Annotated in this window: 19 protein-coding genes; 8 read left to right on the top strand and 11 right to left on the bottom strand. The window is 62.1% G+C overall.

What is annotated here, in order from left to right:
• Positions 1-37 precede the first annotated feature (37 nt).
• The 3 genes from OC537_RS03620 to OC537_RS03610 all read right to left on the bottom strand — a co-directional run bounded on the left by OC537_RS03620 (position 38) and on the right by OC537_RS03610 (position 2,592).
• Complete coding sequence (locus OC537_RS03620; protein WP_042649366.1) at positions 38-778, bottom strand: ABC transporter permease; 741 nt, start codon at positions 776-778, stop codon at positions 38-40.
• Between the two features lie 204 nt (positions 779-982).
• Entirely contained in the window at positions 983-1,756 is a 774-nt protein-coding gene (locus tag OC537_RS03615) for an ABC transporter substrate-binding protein (RefSeq protein WP_262109453.1), read from the bottom strand.
• Positions 1,757-1,821: 65 nt separating this feature from the next.
• Entirely contained in the window at positions 1,822-2,592 is a 771-nt protein-coding gene (locus OC537_RS03610; RefSeq protein ID WP_025326493.1) for an ABC transporter ATP-binding protein, read from the bottom strand.
• Positions 2,593-3,123: 531 nt separating this feature from the next.
• Here OC537_RS03610 and OC537_RS03605 point away from each other — a divergent pair.
• Positions 3,124-4,026: a lysine exporter LysO family protein gene (locus OC537_RS03605; protein WP_106887262.1), complete on the top strand. Its 903-nt coding sequence runs from the start codon at positions 3,124-3,126 to the stop codon at positions 4,024-4,026.
• A 77-nt stretch (positions 4,027-4,103) separates the two neighbouring features.
• On the opposite strand, the gene iadA is transcribed toward OC537_RS03605, so the two are convergent.
• Positions 4,104-5,234 carry a beta-aspartyl-peptidase gene (iadA, locus tag OC537_RS03600; protein ID WP_262109449.1) on the bottom strand — a complete coding sequence of 377 codons (1,131 nt, stop codon included), beginning with the start codon at positions 5,232-5,234 and terminating at the stop codon, positions 4,104-4,106.
• Positions 5,235-5,300: 66 nt separating this feature from the next.
• The gene (locus OC537_RS03595) at positions 5,301-6,083 is read right to left on the bottom strand and encodes an ABC transporter substrate-binding protein (protein WP_106887264.1); all 783 of its coding nucleotides are present in this window, start codon (positions 6,081-6,083) and stop codon (positions 5,301-5,303) included.
• 138 nt (positions 6,084-6,221) lie between these two features.
• On the opposite strand from OC537_RS03595, the gene OC537_RS03590 reads away from it, so the two are divergent.
• Complete coding sequence (locus tag OC537_RS03590; protein WP_262109444.1) at positions 6,222-6,509, top strand: hypothetical protein; 288 nt, start codon at positions 6,222-6,224, stop codon at positions 6,507-6,509.
• Positions 6,506-7,126: an ACP phosphodiesterase gene (locus OC537_RS03585; protein WP_262109443.1), complete on the top strand. Its 621-nt coding sequence runs from the start codon at positions 6,506-6,508 to the stop codon at positions 7,124-7,126. Before OC537_RS03590 ends, OC537_RS03585 begins: the two co-directional genes overlap by 4 nt.
• A 34-nt stretch (positions 7,127-7,160) precedes the next feature.
• Here the strand turns inward: OC537_RS03585 and OC537_RS03580 are convergent, their stop codons facing one another.
• Positions 7,161-7,544, bottom strand: a complete 384-nt coding sequence (locus OC537_RS03580; protein WP_139746229.1) for a DUF2069 domain-containing protein — start codon at positions 7,542-7,544, stop codon at positions 7,161-7,163.
• Positions 7,541-7,891 (bottom strand): arsenate reductase (glutaredoxin), encoded by a 351-nt coding sequence (gene arsC / locus OC537_RS03575; RefSeq protein ID WP_262109439.1) that lies wholly within the window; start codon positions 7,889-7,891, stop codon positions 7,541-7,543. Before arsC ends, OC537_RS03580 begins: the two co-directional genes overlap by 4 nt.
• Positions 7,892-7,949: 58 nt before the next feature.
• Here arsC and OC537_RS03570 point away from each other — a divergent pair, with 58 nt between their 5' ends.
• Positions 7,950-8,432 (top strand): TlpA family protein disulfide reductase, encoded by a 483-nt coding sequence (locus OC537_RS03570; RefSeq protein ID WP_262109436.1) that lies wholly within the window; start codon positions 7,950-7,952, stop codon positions 8,430-8,432.
• Between the two features lie 94 nt (positions 8,433-8,526).
• On the opposite strand, the gene OC537_RS03565 is transcribed toward OC537_RS03570, so the two are convergent.
• A complete protein-coding gene (locus OC537_RS03565) occupies positions 8,527-9,981 on the bottom strand; it encodes a M48 family metalloprotease (protein WP_353852474.1) in 1,455 nt (484 codons plus the stop codon).
• Positions 9,982-10,102: 121 nt separating this feature from the next.
• Between OC537_RS03565 and OC537_RS03560 the strand changes: the two genes are divergently transcribed.
• The 3 genes from OC537_RS03560 (at position 10,103) to OC537_RS03550 (ending at position 12,462) form a co-directional block, all read left to right on the top strand.
• Positions 10,103-10,333 carry a sulfurtransferase TusA family protein gene (locus OC537_RS03560; protein ID WP_106887269.1) on the top strand — a complete coding sequence of 77 codons (231 nt, stop codon included), beginning with the start codon at positions 10,103-10,105 and terminating at the stop codon, positions 10,331-10,333.
• 64 nt (positions 10,334-10,397) lie between these two features.
• On the top strand, positions 10,398-11,468 hold the full coding sequence (locus OC537_RS03555) for an AI-2E family transporter (protein WP_106887270.1): 1,071 nt from the start codon (positions 10,398-10,400) through the stop codon (positions 11,466-11,468).
• A gap of 184 nt (positions 11,469-11,652) precedes the next feature.
• Positions 11,653-12,462: a MipA/OmpV family protein gene (locus tag OC537_RS03550; RefSeq protein ID WP_262109432.1), complete on the top strand. Its 810-nt coding sequence runs from the start codon at positions 11,653-11,655 to the stop codon at positions 12,460-12,462.
• Between the two features lie 76 nt (positions 12,463-12,538).
• On the opposite strand, the gene OC537_RS03545 is transcribed toward OC537_RS03550, so the two are convergent.
• Positions 12,539-13,339: an alpha/beta fold hydrolase gene (locus OC537_RS03545; protein ID WP_262109430.1), complete on the bottom strand. Its 801-nt coding sequence runs from the start codon at positions 13,337-13,339 to the stop codon at positions 12,539-12,541.
• Between the two features lies 1 nt (position 13,340).
• Positions 13,341-13,514, bottom strand: coding sequence for a hypothetical protein (locus OC537_RS03540; RefSeq protein WP_262109428.1), 174 nt, complete (start codon positions 13,512-13,514; stop codon positions 13,341-13,343).
• Between the two features lie 131 nt (positions 13,515-13,645).
• Here OC537_RS03540 and ppk2 point away from each other — a divergent pair, with 131 nt between their 5' ends.
• The gene (gene ppk2, locus OC537_RS03535) at positions 13,646-14,455 is read left to right on the top strand and encodes a polyphosphate kinase 2 (protein ID WP_262109425.1); all 810 of its coding nucleotides are present in this window, start codon (positions 13,646-13,648) and stop codon (positions 14,453-14,455) included.
• Positions 14,456-14,569: 114 nt separating this feature from the next.
• Here the strand turns inward: ppk2 and OC537_RS03530 are convergent, their stop codons facing one another.
• Entirely contained in the window at positions 14,570-15,706 is a 1,137-nt protein-coding gene (locus OC537_RS03530; protein ID WP_111912768.1) for an ABC transporter ATP-binding protein, read from the bottom strand.
• Positions 15,707-15,815: the final 109 nt, after the last annotated feature.

The following is a 15,815-nucleotide window of genomic DNA, read 5'->3' as shown; positions in this document are numbered from 1 at the left end:
CACAGTAAACGAATGACTGCATTGAATACGGCATGGCTTACCTCGTCTTGATGGCGTAGTGACGCTCGGCCCACTTGAGCGCCGAGGTCGAGACCGCGGTGAAGATCAGGAAGATCAACGCCACCGCCATGTAGAAGGTAAACGGTTGCTGGGTCGAGCCCGCCGCCAGGGACGCCTTTCGCACCATGTCATCGAGCCCGATGATGGAGACCAGGGCCGTGGTTTTCAGCAATACCAGCCAGTTGTTGCCAAAGCCCGGCAGGGCGTGGCGCATCATCTGGGGGAAGAGGATCCGTACAAACACCTGGGTCGCCCGCATGCCAAAGGCGCGGGCGGCTTCCAGCTCTCCCTTGTCCACCGCCAGGATGGCGCCGCGGAAGGTCTCGGTCATGTAGGCGCCGAAGATGAAGCCTATGGTGGCGACCCCGGCCGCAAAGGGGCTGATGTCGATGTAATCCGGCAGCAGGGAGACCCACTCCTGGTTCGGATTGCTCTCCAGCAGGTAGTTGTTGTAGGCCTCGTTGACCCAGGTACAGATCCCGTTGATCAGCACCTGGCCGCCGAAGAACAGCAGCATCATCAGCACCAGATCAGGGATGCCGCGAATGACGGTGGTGTAGGCGGTCGCGATGCCGCGCGCCCACTTGTAGGGGGAGAGCTTGGCGAGCGCCCCCAGCATGCCGAGCACCAGCGCCAGCAGCAGGGAGGCCAGTGCCACCTCCAGGGTGACCCAGGCCCCCTCCAGCAGGGAGGCTTCGTATCCTTTCAAATCAAACATATGCGGCTCCATTGCAACGCATTGAGCGGGCTTGCCCGTCCCAATATCCTTTCAAACCAAACACATGCAGCTCCATTGCAACTAAGCGGGCCCATCGCTCCCTTGCGAGAGACAACGGGCCCGATGACTACAGACTAGGGTCAACCTGTCGTGATGATTCGCCGCAATCCCTTCGGCGGCTACCCGGGGTAGCGCGCCTGGGGGTTACTCGCCGTAAACGTCGAAGTCGAAGTACTTGTCGTTGATTGCCTTGTACTTGCCGTTGGCGCGCAGGGCCAGGATGGCGGCATTGAATTTCTCTTTCAGATCCTTGTCAGCCTTGCGTACCGCTATGCCGGCGCCCTCGCCAAACCACTTGGGATCGGTCAGTTTCGGGCCGACGAATTCGAAGGCATCGCCACCCTCTTTCTTCAGCAGACCGTCGCTGATGGCGGCGGAGTCGGCCATCACATAGTCAACCCGGCCGGATTTCAGATCGAGATAGGCTTCGTCTGCGGTGCCGTAGCGCTTGATGGTGGCGTTGGGGAAGTTGTCGGTGATGTAGGTGTCCATGGAGGTGGCGCGCTGCACGGCAATGGTCTTGCCATCCATGAAGGCCTTGTCGAGCTGCACCTCGGTGCCTTTCTTGGCGGCGAAGCGGGCCGGAATGTGCTGGTACTTCTGGGTGAAGTCCACCTTCTTCTTGCGCTCTTCGGTGATGTCCATGGTGGCGATGATGGCGTCATACTTGCGTGACAGCAGCGCCGGAATGATGCCATCCCAGTCCTGCTTGACCAGGGTGCACTTCACCTTCATCTCTTCACACAGGGCGTTGGCGATGTCGATATCAAAGCCTTTCACCTCGCCGCTCGGCTCGGTCCAGGAGAAGGGAGGATAGGCACCCTCAACCCCGATCCGTACCTCTTTCCACTCCTTGGCCATCAGGCTACCGGAACACAGGGCCGTCATCACGGCAGTCGCCAGCATCAGCTTGTTCATGTATCTCTCCTTGATAAACACGTCGATCGTTGAAAACGCAGAATATTGAACATACCGCTCCCCCATCAATAGATGGAAGAGATGAATTGTTTGAATCGCTCCGACTTGGGATGAGCGAAGATCTCCTTGGGATTACCCTCCTCCTCCACCCGCCCCTGGTGCAGGAACATCACCTTGTTGGAGACGTCACGGGCGAACGACATCTCGTGGGTGACCACCAGCATGGTGCGCCCCTCTTCGGCCAGCTCGCGCATCAGGCCGAGTACCTCGCCCACCAGCTCGGGATCGAGCGCCGAGGTGGGCTCGTCGAACAGCATCACCTCGGGCTCGACCGCCAGGGCACGGGCGATGGCGGCCCGCTGCTGCTGGCCGCCGGAGAGGTGACCGGGGTAGTAGTCGCGCCGCTCCCACAGGCCCACCCGGTTGAGCAGTTGCTCCGCCTTGGCGATGGCCTCGGCACGGGGCACCTTGAGCACCTGGATGGGGACTTCGATGATGTTCTGCATTATGGTCATGTGCGACCAGAGGTTGAAGCTTTGAAACACCATGGCCAGACGGCTGCGAATGCGCTCCACCTGACGCATGTCCTCGGGCAGGCGTTCACCGGCCCGATTGCTCTTCATGCGGATCAGCTCGCCATGGAGTGAGACCGTGCCGGAAGAGGGAGTTTCCAGCAGATTGATACAGCGTAGAAAGGTCGACTTCCCCGAACCCGAGGAGCCGATCAGGGAGATAACATCCCCCTTGCGGGCCGTCATATCGATGCCCTTGAGCACTTCGTGGGTGCCAAAATACTTGTGCAGTTCACGAACTTCCAGTGCGGCAACGTCGCTCATCCATTACAACCTTGTCTGTCCCTAGACGCCGCTACGGCGTGACTCCACCATCGCAAATTTAACAAAAAGTTAACCGATGGCAACCTTCAGCGAAAATATCATTCAGGTAGTTAAAAAACAATACAGAACCGAGGTATTTAGTGGTTTATCTGTATTTTTATTGGCCTTGGCGGTATTTTTCAGCACTTTGTCTGCATAAAATCCGCTTTGCGCCATCTCTGGGATACCGCCTTTTTATACCCGGAACGCACCAGTAGCAAGAAGATTCAGCCATTTCAGTCAGAAGCCATTCAGAGTCACTTTATTCACCCCACCTCGGCCGAACAAAACGCACTTTTTTCGAAATGGAATTGATTTTATTGGCGATGACGACCCGAGACCAGAGGGCTCAGGGAAGGCGGCCTCGCCATGCAAAAGTAACAAACCGATAAAAAAAGGGTCGAATGAAGCATACAAAATCATGGATTTATGACTCTTGGCCAAAAAGTAGTGGTAATGTGTCGTTTTCCCAGTTTTGTGACCGAGGCCCCAATGTTGCTGAATGTGTTGCTGATCCTGCTGCCGCTGGTGATTGGCTATCTTGTCCCCCTCTCCTCCACCCGGCTCATCAAGCTGATCAATCAGTCGCTGGGCAAGATGGTCTACCTCATCCTGTTCCTGATGGGGCTGGGGCTGGCCTATGTGGAGAACCTCGGCAGCAACCTGGCGGTGATCTTCAAGGTGGCCGGGGTGATGCTGGCCGCCATCACCGCCTGCAACCTGCTGGCACTCTGGTGGCTGGACAGACGCAGCCCCCCCACCCATGAGGCGAGCGACGCCAAGATGCCGAGCAAGCTGCATCTGTTGTGGGAGTCCCTCCAGCTCTGCTTCGTGGTGCTCGGCGGCGTGTTGCTGGGGCTGCTGGTGGACTTGCGCGCCCTGCCCATCGACAAATGGAGCGAGTGGGCCCTGATGCTGTTGCTGCTGCTCATCGGCATCCAGATGCGCAACTCCGGCATGCGGCTGCGCCAGATCCTGCTCAACCCCTGGGGCATGAAGATAGCCGCCACCGTCATCCTCAGCAGCTGGCTCGGCAGCCTGCTGGCGGCCCAGTTGCTGGGGATGCCCTCTAGCCACGCCCTGGCGCTCGCCTCCAGCTTCGGCTGGTATTCGCTGTCGGGCATACTGGTGGCCGACAAGCTGGGGCCAGTGCTCGGCTCCGCCGCCTTCATCAACGATCTGGGACGCGAGCTCATCGCCATCCTCATCATTCCGGTGCTGATGCGTCGTCACCCCTCCGCCGCCATCGGCTATGGCGGCGCCACCGCGCTCGACTTCACCCTGCCGGTCATCCAGAAATCCGGCGGCATCCAGGTGGTGCCGGTGGCCATCGTCTCGGGCTTTATCCTGAGCCTGCTCGGCCCCATCCTGATCCTGGGCTTCCTCGCTATCTGAGCCTGGCGCGACCACTCAGGTGGAAAAAAGCCCGGCAGCAGTGCCGGGCTTTTTGTTGGTTCAGGGGCGCGCCATCTCTAGGTTCGCCACTGGCCACCGCTCATCACTCTCTCGATGGCGAGGTGCTCCGGTGCTATCAGCAGCAGATCCGCATCCTGCCCCACTCCTATCACCCCCTTGCCAGCCAGCCCCAGGGCACGCGCCGGATTGGCCGTGACCACCCCCAGGGCGACCTCGAGCGATACCCCGAGGGCGCAGGCGCGAACGCACTCCTGCCACAGGCTGGCAATCTGGCCGCAGCGCATCTCCACAAGGCGCCCCTCGCCGTCAAATCGCGGCAGGCTGGCGTTGGCATCCGAGCTGAAGCTGATGCGATCGGCAGGCACACCGGCCGCCAGCAGCGCCACCAGCGCCTCTGCCGCCAGTTGCTCGCCATCGTCCAGCAGCTCGGGAAAGCTCGAGGTGGTGAGATCGATCCAGCCCCCCTCCCGGCCCCAGTCGATGGCCTCGGCAAAGAGCCAGGGGTTGCGGTTGCAGTGGGTGGGATAGAGCTGGCGCAGGGGAATGTCGGTGCCATCGCGCAGGGCCCGCAGCGGTGCCAGGGCCCCGCGGCCGTCCCCGACGTGGAAGAAGCTGACCCCGCTCTTGCCCGCGAGCAGCCCGGCCACCCGCGCCTCGCTCACCAGCCGTGCCAGCTCGTCATGAGTCGGCGCACTGGATCTGTGATCGCTGATGGCCAGCTCCCCCACCCCCAGCACCTCGGGGATCAGCATGATGTCCGACTCCACCCTGCCGGTGAGGGTCTTGACCGGCAGGTGATAGGAGCCGGTATACATGTAAGCACTCACCCCGGCGGCGCGAAACTCGCGCACCTTGCCGAGCACCTGGGCCGGGGTGCGGGTCAGGCTGTCGGTGCCGAGCGCCGCCACCAGGGTGGTGACACCCGCCGCCAGGGCCTCCCCCGCCGCGAGTTCAGGGGTGCGAAAGGCAAAGCCGCCCTCCCCACCGCCGCCGGTGATGTGGGCCAGGGGATCCACCAACCCGGGCACCAGATAGCGGCCACGGCCGTCGACGCGCACCAGCGGCCAGTCAGGGGGGACTGTCAGCCCCTTGCCCAGCCAGGCGATGCGGCCGTCGGCCACCAGCAGATCCTGCTGGCCGAGCGGGGCCGGGCTATGAATTTCCGCACCCTCGATCAGGGTCAACATGGGCATCTCCTTGTTTCATCACCGCTTGCTGCGAAAAAAGAGAGGGAGCAAGCTCCCTCCCCCCCATCAACCACCATAAATATCGTACTTGAAGTACTTCTGGTTGATCTCCTGATACTTGCCATTGGCCCGCAGGGCCTTGATCGCCTCGTCCAGCTTGGCCTTGAGATCCTGATCGCCCTTGCGTACAGCAATTCCCATGCCGTCACCAAACCACTGGCGATCGGTCAGGGCCGGCCCCACATACTCGAACTTGTCCCCGCCCGCCTTGCTGAGCAGCCCCTGATCGATGGCCGAGGCGTCGGCCAGCAAGGCCAGCACCCGGCCCGCCTTCAGATCGAGATAGGCCTCATCGGCATTGCCGTAACGCACTATGGTGACGTCGGAGCCAAAGTTGTCCGTCAGGTACTTGTCGTGGGTGGTGGCGCGCTGCACACCTATGCGCTTGCCTGCCATCCCCGCCGGGGTCAGCTCCAGCGTTGTGCCCTTGGCCGCCACGAAGCGGTTGGGGATATGGGCATATTTCGCGGTGAAATCCACCTTCTTGCGCCGCTCGTCGGTGATCGACATGGCGGCGATGATCCCGTCGTATTTGCGCGACAGCAGGGCCGGGATCATGCCGTCCCAGTCCTGCGCCACCAGCTCGCACTTGACGGCCATCTGCTGGCACAGGGCATTGGCGAGATCGATGTCAAAGCCCTTGATCTCCCCCGACGCATCGGTCCAGGAGAAGGGAGGATAGGCGCCCTCCACACCAAAGCGCACGGTTTTCCACTCCTTGGCCATGACGGGGGTGGTGAGCAGGCAGGCAGCAAACAGGGCTGACAGGGTCAGTTTGGTATTCATCATGAGTACTCCATTACATAGAAAGCGCACAGGCGCGGTCAAGGCATCGCAAGCCTGGGCAAGCGATGGCCAACAAACGGCAAAACGCGGATGAGCGAGATCACGCCCCCATGGGTATCAATGATCGACAGGTATCAATGATTGGCGGGCGTCAATGAGCTGCTCCGGGGCCTCGATCTATTCGTCGAACCACTCGGAGAGGTAGAAAGGCTTGAAGTAGAAGGCCAGAAAAAAGCCTCTGGCTTTGCGCATCATGATGGTTTGTCGCGTCCTGTGACAAAGATGAAAGCCACCTTAGCACGCCCCAAATTTGCCCTGCAAGAGGGGCTTGCAGGGCCATCGCAAAATCCTGACCATAGCCAACAGAACCAGGATCCTCTAGGCTCTGAGCACCATGCCATCGACCTGCCAACGACCCTGATCCCATGAACTACCTGGCGCACCTCCATCTGGCGGCCCATACCCGAAGCTCACTCACCGGCAACCTGCTGGGGGACTTCGTCAAGGGGCCCCTGCCCACTGGCCTCGCGGCCCATTTCGATGAGGGGATCCGGCTGCACCGCAAGATAGATGCCTTCACCGATGCCCACCCCGAGCACAGGGCGGCGGTCGCCTGCTTCGAGGCCCCCTGGCGCCGCTTTGGCGGCATCCTGGTGGACATGCTCTACGACCACTGGCTGAGCCACCACTGGCAGCAATTCAGCCAGGATCCCCTGCCCCGCTTCCTGCAGCAGAGTTATGGCCAGCTGCTGGCGGATCACGCCCACCTGCCGGAGGGGCTGCCCATGGCCCTCAAGCGGATGGCGGAGCAGGACTGGATCGCCTCCTACGGACGCCGGGAGGGGCTGGGCCAGGCCCTCAACGGAATAGGCCGGCGCCTGCGTCGTCCCCTGCTGCTGGGGGAGGCGCTCCATACCCTGGATGAGGGCCGCTGGCGCGACTGTGAGCTGGGGTTTCTGCGCTTCTATCCCGAGGTGATGCGCTTTAGTGAGGGGCAACTCACCCACTACCGAGCAGGCCAGGGCGAGGCGGGATCAGGACAATAAAAAACGCCCCGAGCGGGGCGTTGAGAGGGCGATATTACTGCACTTCATCCTTTTTCTTGCGGATGCTGAGGCCAAGCTCACGGCCGCGTTGGCGGGCGTAATAGATGGTGCCGATGAAGGCCAGGGTGGTGAACACCAGCTCCACCACCGCCAGCCACCGCTCCCCTTCATCCGTGGTGATCAGGGTCAGGGCGTGGAGGAAGTAGGGCATCAGCACGAAGTTGCCCCAGGCGTGTGTGTAGGGGTTGCCCTGCACTATGCCCTTCAGGGGGAACAGCAGCGGCACAGTCCAGATCACCGGCAGCAACCAGGGGTTGAGATCCGGGTGGGGCGAGAGCCACAGATGCCAGAGGATGACCCAGGCCAGCAGGCCGAAGAAGCCGACCAGAGTCAGCAGACGGGCGAAGCGGGTGCTCACTTGAGGATCTCCAGCACCAGCTCGGGCGGGCGGCCGATGCGGGCCTGACCATTCTTGATGACGATGGGGCGCTCGATGAGCTTGGGATGCTGGTGCATGGCGCGAATGAGGGCATCGCCGTTCACATCAGCCAGCCCCAGCTCCTTGTAGAGATCTTCCTTGGTGCGCATCAGCTGGCGCGGATCGGCAAAGCCCAGCTGGGTCAGCAGGGTGCGGATATCATCCTCGCTCGGCGCCTGTTCCAGATAGAGCACCACCTCGGGGACTACCCCGTGCTGTTCCAGCAAGGCCAGGGTTTCGCGGCTCTTGGAGCAGCGCGGGTTGTGATAGATTTGGGTCTCGCTCATGGTAACTCCCTGATATTGCAAGATGGGACAACAAATGGCGCTATTGTAGGGGAAACGGATGGGCAGGGTAAGCGGGAGGCCTGTGGAAATGAAACGAATATGTTGGCTGATTGTGGCCGCCCTGCTGGGCGCCTGCACGCCAGCCCCCCAGTTCACCGACGGGGCGGGCAACAACCTCAGCCTGAGCGCCCTGACGGGCAAGCCGCTGCTGGTCAACTACTTCGCCCCCTGGTGCGCCCCCTGCCTGCGGGAGATGCCACGCCTCAACGCGCTGGCGGCGGAGGGCCAGATCGCCGTGGTGGCCATCAACTACGATCCGACCACCCCGGCAGAGCTGGGCCAGCTGGCAACCCGATACGAGATCAAGGTGCCGCTGCTGATCGCCAATGCGGATGCCAGCCTCCCCTTCCCGCGCCCGGGCGCCCTGCCCACCAGCTATCTGCTCGATAGTGAGGGCAAACTCAAGCAGACACTGGTCGGCGAGCTCGACCAGCAGCAGATCGAGATGCTCAGAGCGGCCGCCAGCAGCCTGAGTCACTAGCGCGGCGCGCTATCAAGGTCACCGACATCAACACCATAAACAACAAGGGCGCACCGTGGTGCGCCCTTGTTGTATTGGCAAATGCCCGGTGTCGTTAGCCCTTGAGGCTATCGAGATCCTTCTTCGCCCGCTCCAGCTGGGTGATGCGCGCCTCTATGCGGGCCAGGGTCAGCTTGTCGCTGGTGGTGCCACGGGCCACGATCAGCTCGTCGATGGCCGCCTGGTAATCACCGCGCAGGGAGAGGGTCTCCGCCCGCGCCATGTGCAAGTCCGTCATCCTTCCCGCCTTGCGATAGGCATCCGACAGCAGGCTCCAGGCCAGGCTGTTCTCGTCATGCTCCCGGGCATAAGGATCCAGGATGGCGATGGACTTCTTGTAGTTGCCCGCCTCCAGATAGGCGTTGCCGAGGTTGACCACTACCACCTCGTTGTCCGGCATCCGGGTGCGGAAGCGCTCCAGCCGGGCGATGGCCTGGGCGCTGCGCCCCTTGGCGAGATCGATGTCGGTCAGGGCATCTACCACGAAGAGATCTTCCGGATGGCGGGCGGCCAGACTCTGCATCAGGGTATCGGCCTCGTCGGTGCGCTTGAGCTGCAACAGGGCCAGCGCCTTGCCATAGGTGGCGGCGTCTTTGAGGGGGTAGTCCCCCTTCTGCAGGCGGCTGTCGAAGTAGGTGAGCAGCGCCTGGGGGCTCTCGGTGCCATAGCGCACCTGGATGCGCACCTTGGCCAGCCAGAAGTCGAGGCTGGGGGGCAAGGCACGGCGACCATAGCTGTTGGCGCGGGCGCGGGCTTCGCTGATCCGGGTCTCCGGCAGGGGGTGAGTGAGCAGCATCTCGGGCGGCTTGCTGGCGTAGCGGTACTCCGCCGCCAGTTTCTGGAAGAAGCTGGCCATGCCCATGGGATCGAAACCGGCGTCATAGAGCGTCTTCATGCCGATGCGGTCCGCTTCGTACTCGTTGTCCCGGGTATAGTTGATGGCCGACTGCATGGAGAGCCCGAGGGTGGTCTGCAGCGCGGCTATACCTGCGGTGGGGTTGATCACCGCCAGCGCAATGGAGCCCACCAGGCCGGCCAGAGTCATGGCCGAGCTGCTCGCCTGCGCCTCCATGTAACGGGCTATGTGGCGCTGGGTCACGTGGGTGATTTCGTGAGCCAGCACCGAGGCCAGCTCGCTCTCGTTGTCGGCGTAGAGGAAGAGGCCGGTGTGCACCTTGACCCGCCCGCCGAGGAAGGCGGCCGCGTTGATGCTGGGATCATTGATGAGGAAGAAGGTAAAGGGGAAACGCACCCCGTCGGCATTGGTGAGCAGGCGCTGACCCAGATCGTCTATGTATTCGCTCAGCACGGGATCATCGATGATGGGCAAGCCCGCCCGGGCAAACCGCATGAAGGCATTGCCATAGCGCACTTCCTGCTCGATGGGCAGGGCGGCAACCCCGGCGGTGCCGATGTCGGGCAGCTGGTTGTTCGCCTGAGCCTGAAAGGTCGCGCTCATCAGGGATATCAGCAGGGGAAGCGATGCCATCAAGGGGGAAAAACGGGCCACAGTGTTTCTATCTCCATCAGAAGGGGCTCGGGCAGAATACCCTTGCCCATCAAGGCCCACAAGCGTTGTTTCATACTGGTATCACGGCCATAATGACCACCACGCACGCGATGGAATCCTCATGGAACAGCTCGACCTGACACCCTGGCGTTGTCCCGAGCCGCTGATCCGGCTCAAGCTCTGGTTGCGCCAGGCAAGACCCGGCCAATCCCTGCACCTCATACTGGGGGATGCCGGCTCCCGGCAGGACATTCCGGCCTACCTGCAACGTCTGGGCCACAGCGTCCGTCCCCTGGAGGAGTCCGCCGCCCGCCTCTCCCTGCTGCTCGTGGTCGGGAGCCGGCCATCATGATGTCGCCAGGCCCCGGGCTGCCCCTTTCCATCCTGATGACACGGTAAACACCAAGGAAGCCTCGATGTTAGATGTATTGAAGCGCTGGTATCAGACCCGTTTTTCCGACCCCGATGCCGTTGCCCTGTTCCTGCTGCTGGTGTTCTGCTTCGCCGTGCTCTGGCTGTTCGGCGATCTGCTGGCTCCCCTGCTGGTGGCCGTGGTGATGGCCTATCTGCTGGAGTGGCCGGTCAGCCGCCTGCAACGCACCGGGCTCTCCCGCCCCCTGGCCACCAGCCTGGTGCTGCTGCTGTTTCTCTCTGTGACCACCATGATGCTGCTGGGGCTCATCCCCACACTGGTGAGCCAGGGGGTCAACCTCGCCAAGGAGGCGCCCTCCATGCTGGCCCATGCCCAGGACGCGGTGCGCACCCTGCCGGAAAAATACCCCGAGATAGTCGACGTCAGCCTGGTCGAAACCATCATAGACAACATTCGTCAGCGCATTCTGGCCGGGGGGGAGCAGCTGGTGAGCGCTTCCCTCAGCTCCCTCATCAACGTGGTGGCCATCCTCATCTACGCCATCCTGGTGCCCCTGATGGTGTTCTTCATGCTCAAGGACAAGCAGGTGCTGATGGGCGGCCTGCGCCGCTTCCTGCCCCGCAATCGCACCCTGGTCAACCGGGTCTGGGTGGAGATGAACGACCAGATCATCAACTACATCCGCGGCAAGGTGATCGAGATCCTCATCGTCGGGGTGGCGACCTATATCCCCTTCGCCCTGATGGGGCTGCGCTATTCGGTACTGCTGGCGGTGGCGGTCGGCTTCTCCGTGCTCATCCCCTACATAGGGGCGGTGGCGGTGACTGTGCCCGTCGCCATGGTGGCCCTGTTCCAGTGGGGGCTGACCCCGGACTTCGCCTGGCTGATGGTGGCCTATCTGGTCATTCAGGCGCTGGACGGCAACCTGCTGGTGCCCCTGCTCTTCTCCGAGGCGGTCAACCTGCACCCTGTGGCCATCATCATCGCCGTGCTGGTGTTTGGCGGGCTCTGGGGATTCTGGGGAGTCTTCTTCGCCATTCCCCTGGCGACCCTGGTGAAAGCTGTGCTCAACGCCTGGCCCAAGCGGGACGAGACACCCCGTCCTACCCCCTGATGAGAAGAGAGGCTTTCGCCTCTCTTTTTTATTACCGCGAACTCATCGACCACGGACTCGGTTCCCGCCTGAATCCAGCTGCAGCACAACGACGCTATCGACTTGAATTTCAAATAAAAACAGGCTTCACTGACAAGGCCATCGGCAGTATGCTCTGCCAGCCCCGACTCTGAAGGATCAGTCCATGTCCCCTGTTCGCCCCCTGCACAGCGCCGCGCTTGGCGCGCTCCTGACCCTGCTGTTCGCGACCCCGGCCCAGGCCGAGGTCGATCTCGGCTCCCTCGATATCTTCGTGCAGGACAGCCCCACCAGCCCGGTGCCCAAGGGACTGGTGCTGGGTGGCGCCGTCATCGGTGGCGATGCCCGCTATCAGGGCCAGGATGACACGGCCCTTGCCGTGCCCGGCTTCATCTACTTCGGCGAGCAGTTCATGTTCCTCGGGGACAGGGCCCGCTACTACTTTCACAAGGATGACAGTTTCGCCGCCTACGGTTACGGCAGGATGCGCTTTGGCAACCTGGATCCCGACGATGCCCCCGAGCTGGCTGGCATGGAACCGCGCAAGTGGGAGCTGGAAGGAGGCATAGGCGCCAGCCTCATCACCCCCTATGCCCTGCTCAGCACCCGCCTCAGCACGGACGTGACCGGGCGCAGCAACGGCCAGGAGCTGCTGCTGTGGGCCGACTTCCCCATATTGCGGGACAGGCTGCTCATCATGCCCGGCATGGGGATGATGATCCGCAGCGACAAGATGGCGAACTACTACTTTGGCGGCGTCTCGGGGGGCGAGGCCACGGGGCTGCGCCCAGAGTGGGACACGGGCACCACCCTCTCACCCATGGCGGCCATCATCACCAGCTACCGTTTCAGCCCCCACTGGATCGGCATGTTTGCCGCCAACTACGAGCTCTACGACGACGACATAGCGGACAGCCCCATAGTCCAGCACAAGGGGGAGCTCTACGCCGGCTTCGCCGTGGGTTACATCTGGTAACCCCACCGCCAACCAGCAAGAAGGGAGCCCATGGCTCCCTTCTTGTTTGATGTGACTGGCGCGCGCCAAGGGGCCATCACAGGGTGGCCAGAAACTCGGCCAGGGTCCGGTTGACGAACTCGGGGTTCTCCAGGGTCGAGATGTGGCCCGCGGCCGGGATCTCCTTGAAGGGGCAGGCCAGTGCCTCGGCCATCAGATAGCCCTCCAGCACAGGGCGCGCCTTGTCCTCGCAGCCTGTCATCACCAGGCTCGGCACGTCCATCTCTTCGAGCCACTCGATGCGATCCTCCCGGGTCACGAAGCTGCGCCCCACCGCCACCAGGCTAGCCACCTGATCCGCTGGCCAGCTGGCGAGGCGTGCCTTGAAGCCGCTCATCAGGGCGGGATCCGGCTCATGGGCAAAGAACAGCGGCGCCACCTGATCGATGACGGGGGCCGGCAGACTGCCAAGCTGCTCTATCATGGCCAGCATGCCGAGGTAGCGCTCGCAGGGGATCTGGGGCTCCCAGCCAACGAAGGTGTCCATCAGCACCACTCCCTTGAGCCGCGCCGGGGCCATCCTGACCAACTCCACGCCCCACATGCCGCCAATGGAGAGTCCCACCAGCACGCACTCCTCTATGTCGAGGGCATCGAGCAGGGCCAGGTGATCCCGGGCCAGGGTCTCAAGGGAGCAGGGGCCTTCCGGCAAAGAGTCTGAATCCCCGTGGCCCCAGAGCTCGGGCACTATGCAGCGATAGCTACCCTTGAGCGCCTCGACTTGCGGCGCCCACATGGCACTGTCCCACAGGTAGCTGTGGCCAAAGAGCAGCACAGGGCCCTGCCCCTCGTCCAGATAGGCCATGCGGCGGCCCGCTATCTCCATAAAATGCTTCATGTTATCTCCTGTTGCCAGCTGCCGATGATGAGACGGCAGTGCAAATCGCCATAAAGGGCTTGATGTTTTTGCTATTGCCAGCGGCTGATAAGGCGGCAGTGTAAATCGCCATACATGGCTTGATGTTTTTTCTGTTGCCAGCTGCTGATGATGAGACGGCAGTATCAATCGCCATAAATTGCCTCATGTTTTCTTCTGTTTTGCTGGCAGCGATGGGGCGGCAGTGTAACACGCCGACCTTGGCAGTGGCGCCTCCCTGGTGCAAGCTGGGGTGACGCACAGAAAGGACTCAAACAGGAGAAGATCATGCCGAAGGAAAAGAGCAAGAAACGCCCGCGCCTGGACAAGAAGACCTATGAACACCACCTCACTCAGCTGCAGGAGGAGCTGGTCAGGCTGCAGGAGTGGGTCAAGCAGGAGGGGCTCAAGGTGGTGGTGCTGTTCGAGGGGCGCGATGCCGCCGGCAAGGGGGGCGTCATCAAGGCGATCACCGAGCCCCTCAACCCCCGGGTCTGCCGGGTCACCGCCCTGCCCGCCCCCTCGGACCGGGAGCGCACCCAGTGGTACTTCCAGCGCTATGCCGCCCACCTCCCGTCGGCAGGCGAGATGGTGCTGTTCGATCGCTCCTGGTACAACAGGGCCGGGGTGGAGCGGGTGATGGGTTTTTGCACCGACGCCGAATACCGCGAGTTTCTGCGTGCCTGCCCCGAGTTCGAGCGGATGCTGACTCGCTCCGGCATCACCCTCATCAAGTACTGGTTCTCGGTCAGTGATGAAGAGCAGGAGAAGCGCTTCAAGGAGCGCATCAACACCCCCATCAAGCGCTGGAAATTCAGCCCCATGGACTTGCAGTCCCGCTCCCGCTGGGTGGAGTATTCGCGCGCCAAGGATGACATGTTCACCTACACGGATACCGAGGACAGCCCCTGGTTCGTGGTCGATGCCGACGACAAGCGCCGTGCCCGCCTCAACTGCATCGCCCACCTGCTCGGCAAGGTGCCCTACGAGGCGATCCACTACGAGCCCATCAAGCTGCCCCCCATCAAGACAGAGGGCTATGAGCGCCCTCCCCTGGCCAGCCAGACCTTCGTGCCCGACATCACCGCCGAGCTCTAAGCCTTCACCCCGTCACCCCGCCTGCCCGGTTTCCCACAGGGCAGGCAATAAAAAGCCGGTCATTCGACCGGCAAAAAGGCATTGAATACTATGGAAACCTGCACAGCAACACCATCAGGTGCGGATATATCTGGCGGTACGGGGGAACGCCTGCTCCTTGACATCGAACAGATAGCAGGCCTCGGCCGGAATACCGACGCTGTACTCCTGACCGGTGGCCACGTCCACATCCGAGCTGGCCTTGACGGTGAAGTCGTGGCCATCCACGTCCATGTAGACGAAGGACTCGGCCCCCAGGTGCTCTGCCACCTGGACTATGCCGCTCACCTTGCTGTCGGCGTGGGCGTGATCCAGCGGCACCAGGTGCTCGGGACGAATGCCCAGCTCCACCTTGTCACCGACGGCGCCGCTGCGGGCATCGACCCGGGCACGCACTGTGTCGCCGGAAGTCAGCTTGACCACGCACTCCTGCTCGCCTATCTCCAGCAGCTCCCCCGCCAGGAAGTTCATCTTGGGTGAGCCGATGAAGCCCGCCACGAACTTGTTGTCCGGGTTGTGGTAGAGCTCGAGCGGCGTGCCGAACTGCTCCAGGTTGGTGGTCGCCTCGCCCTTGAGCGGGCTCAACACCACGATGCGGTTGGCCAGGGTCATGGCCTCCACCTGATCGTGGGTCACGTAGATGATGGTGGAGTTGAGCTCCTTGTGCAGCTTGGCGATCTCGATGCGCATCTTGACCCGCAGGGCGGCATCCAGGTTGGACAAGGGTTCGTCAAACAGGAACACCTGGGGTTGCTGCACTATGGAGCGACCTATGGCCACCCGCTGGCGCTGACCGCCGGAGAGCGCCTTGGGCTTTCTGTCCAGCAGGGGCTCGAGCCCCAGGATCTCGGCGGCACGCATCACCCGCTTGTGGATGTTCTCCTTGTCCATCTTCTTGAGCTTGAGGCCGAAGGCCATGTTCTCGTAGATGTTCATGTGCGGGTAGAGAGCGTAGGACTGGAACACCATGCCCACGTTGCGCTCCACCGGCGGCACGTCGTTCATGTAACGACCGCCTATGGTCAGCTCACCGCTGGTGATGTCCTCCAGCCCTGCGATCATCCGCAGCAGGGTGGACTTGCCACAACCGGACGGGCCGACGAAGACGATGAACTCCCCTTCCTTGATGGCCAGGTTGATGTTGCGCAGCGTGTCCTTGTGGACAGCCGGATCGTAGTTTTTGCGAACGTTGTTGAGTACTACTTCAGCCATGACGAGCTCCGCTCTGAAATCTGTGCAAATCGTGATAGTCGGGGGAGCACTCCCCCGGCCATTAAAACCTTAACCTTTCACACCGCCCGCGGTGAGACCACCAACTAAC

It is taken from the genome of Aeromonas sp. Marseille-Q5825, from assembly GCF_946892685.1.
Lineage (GTDB): Bacteria > Pseudomonadota > Gammaproteobacteria > Enterobacterales > Aeromonadaceae > Aeromonas > Aeromonas rivipollensis.
Note: the sequence above shows the minus strand (reverse complement) of the source record. Positions and strands in the feature narration are given on the sequence as shown.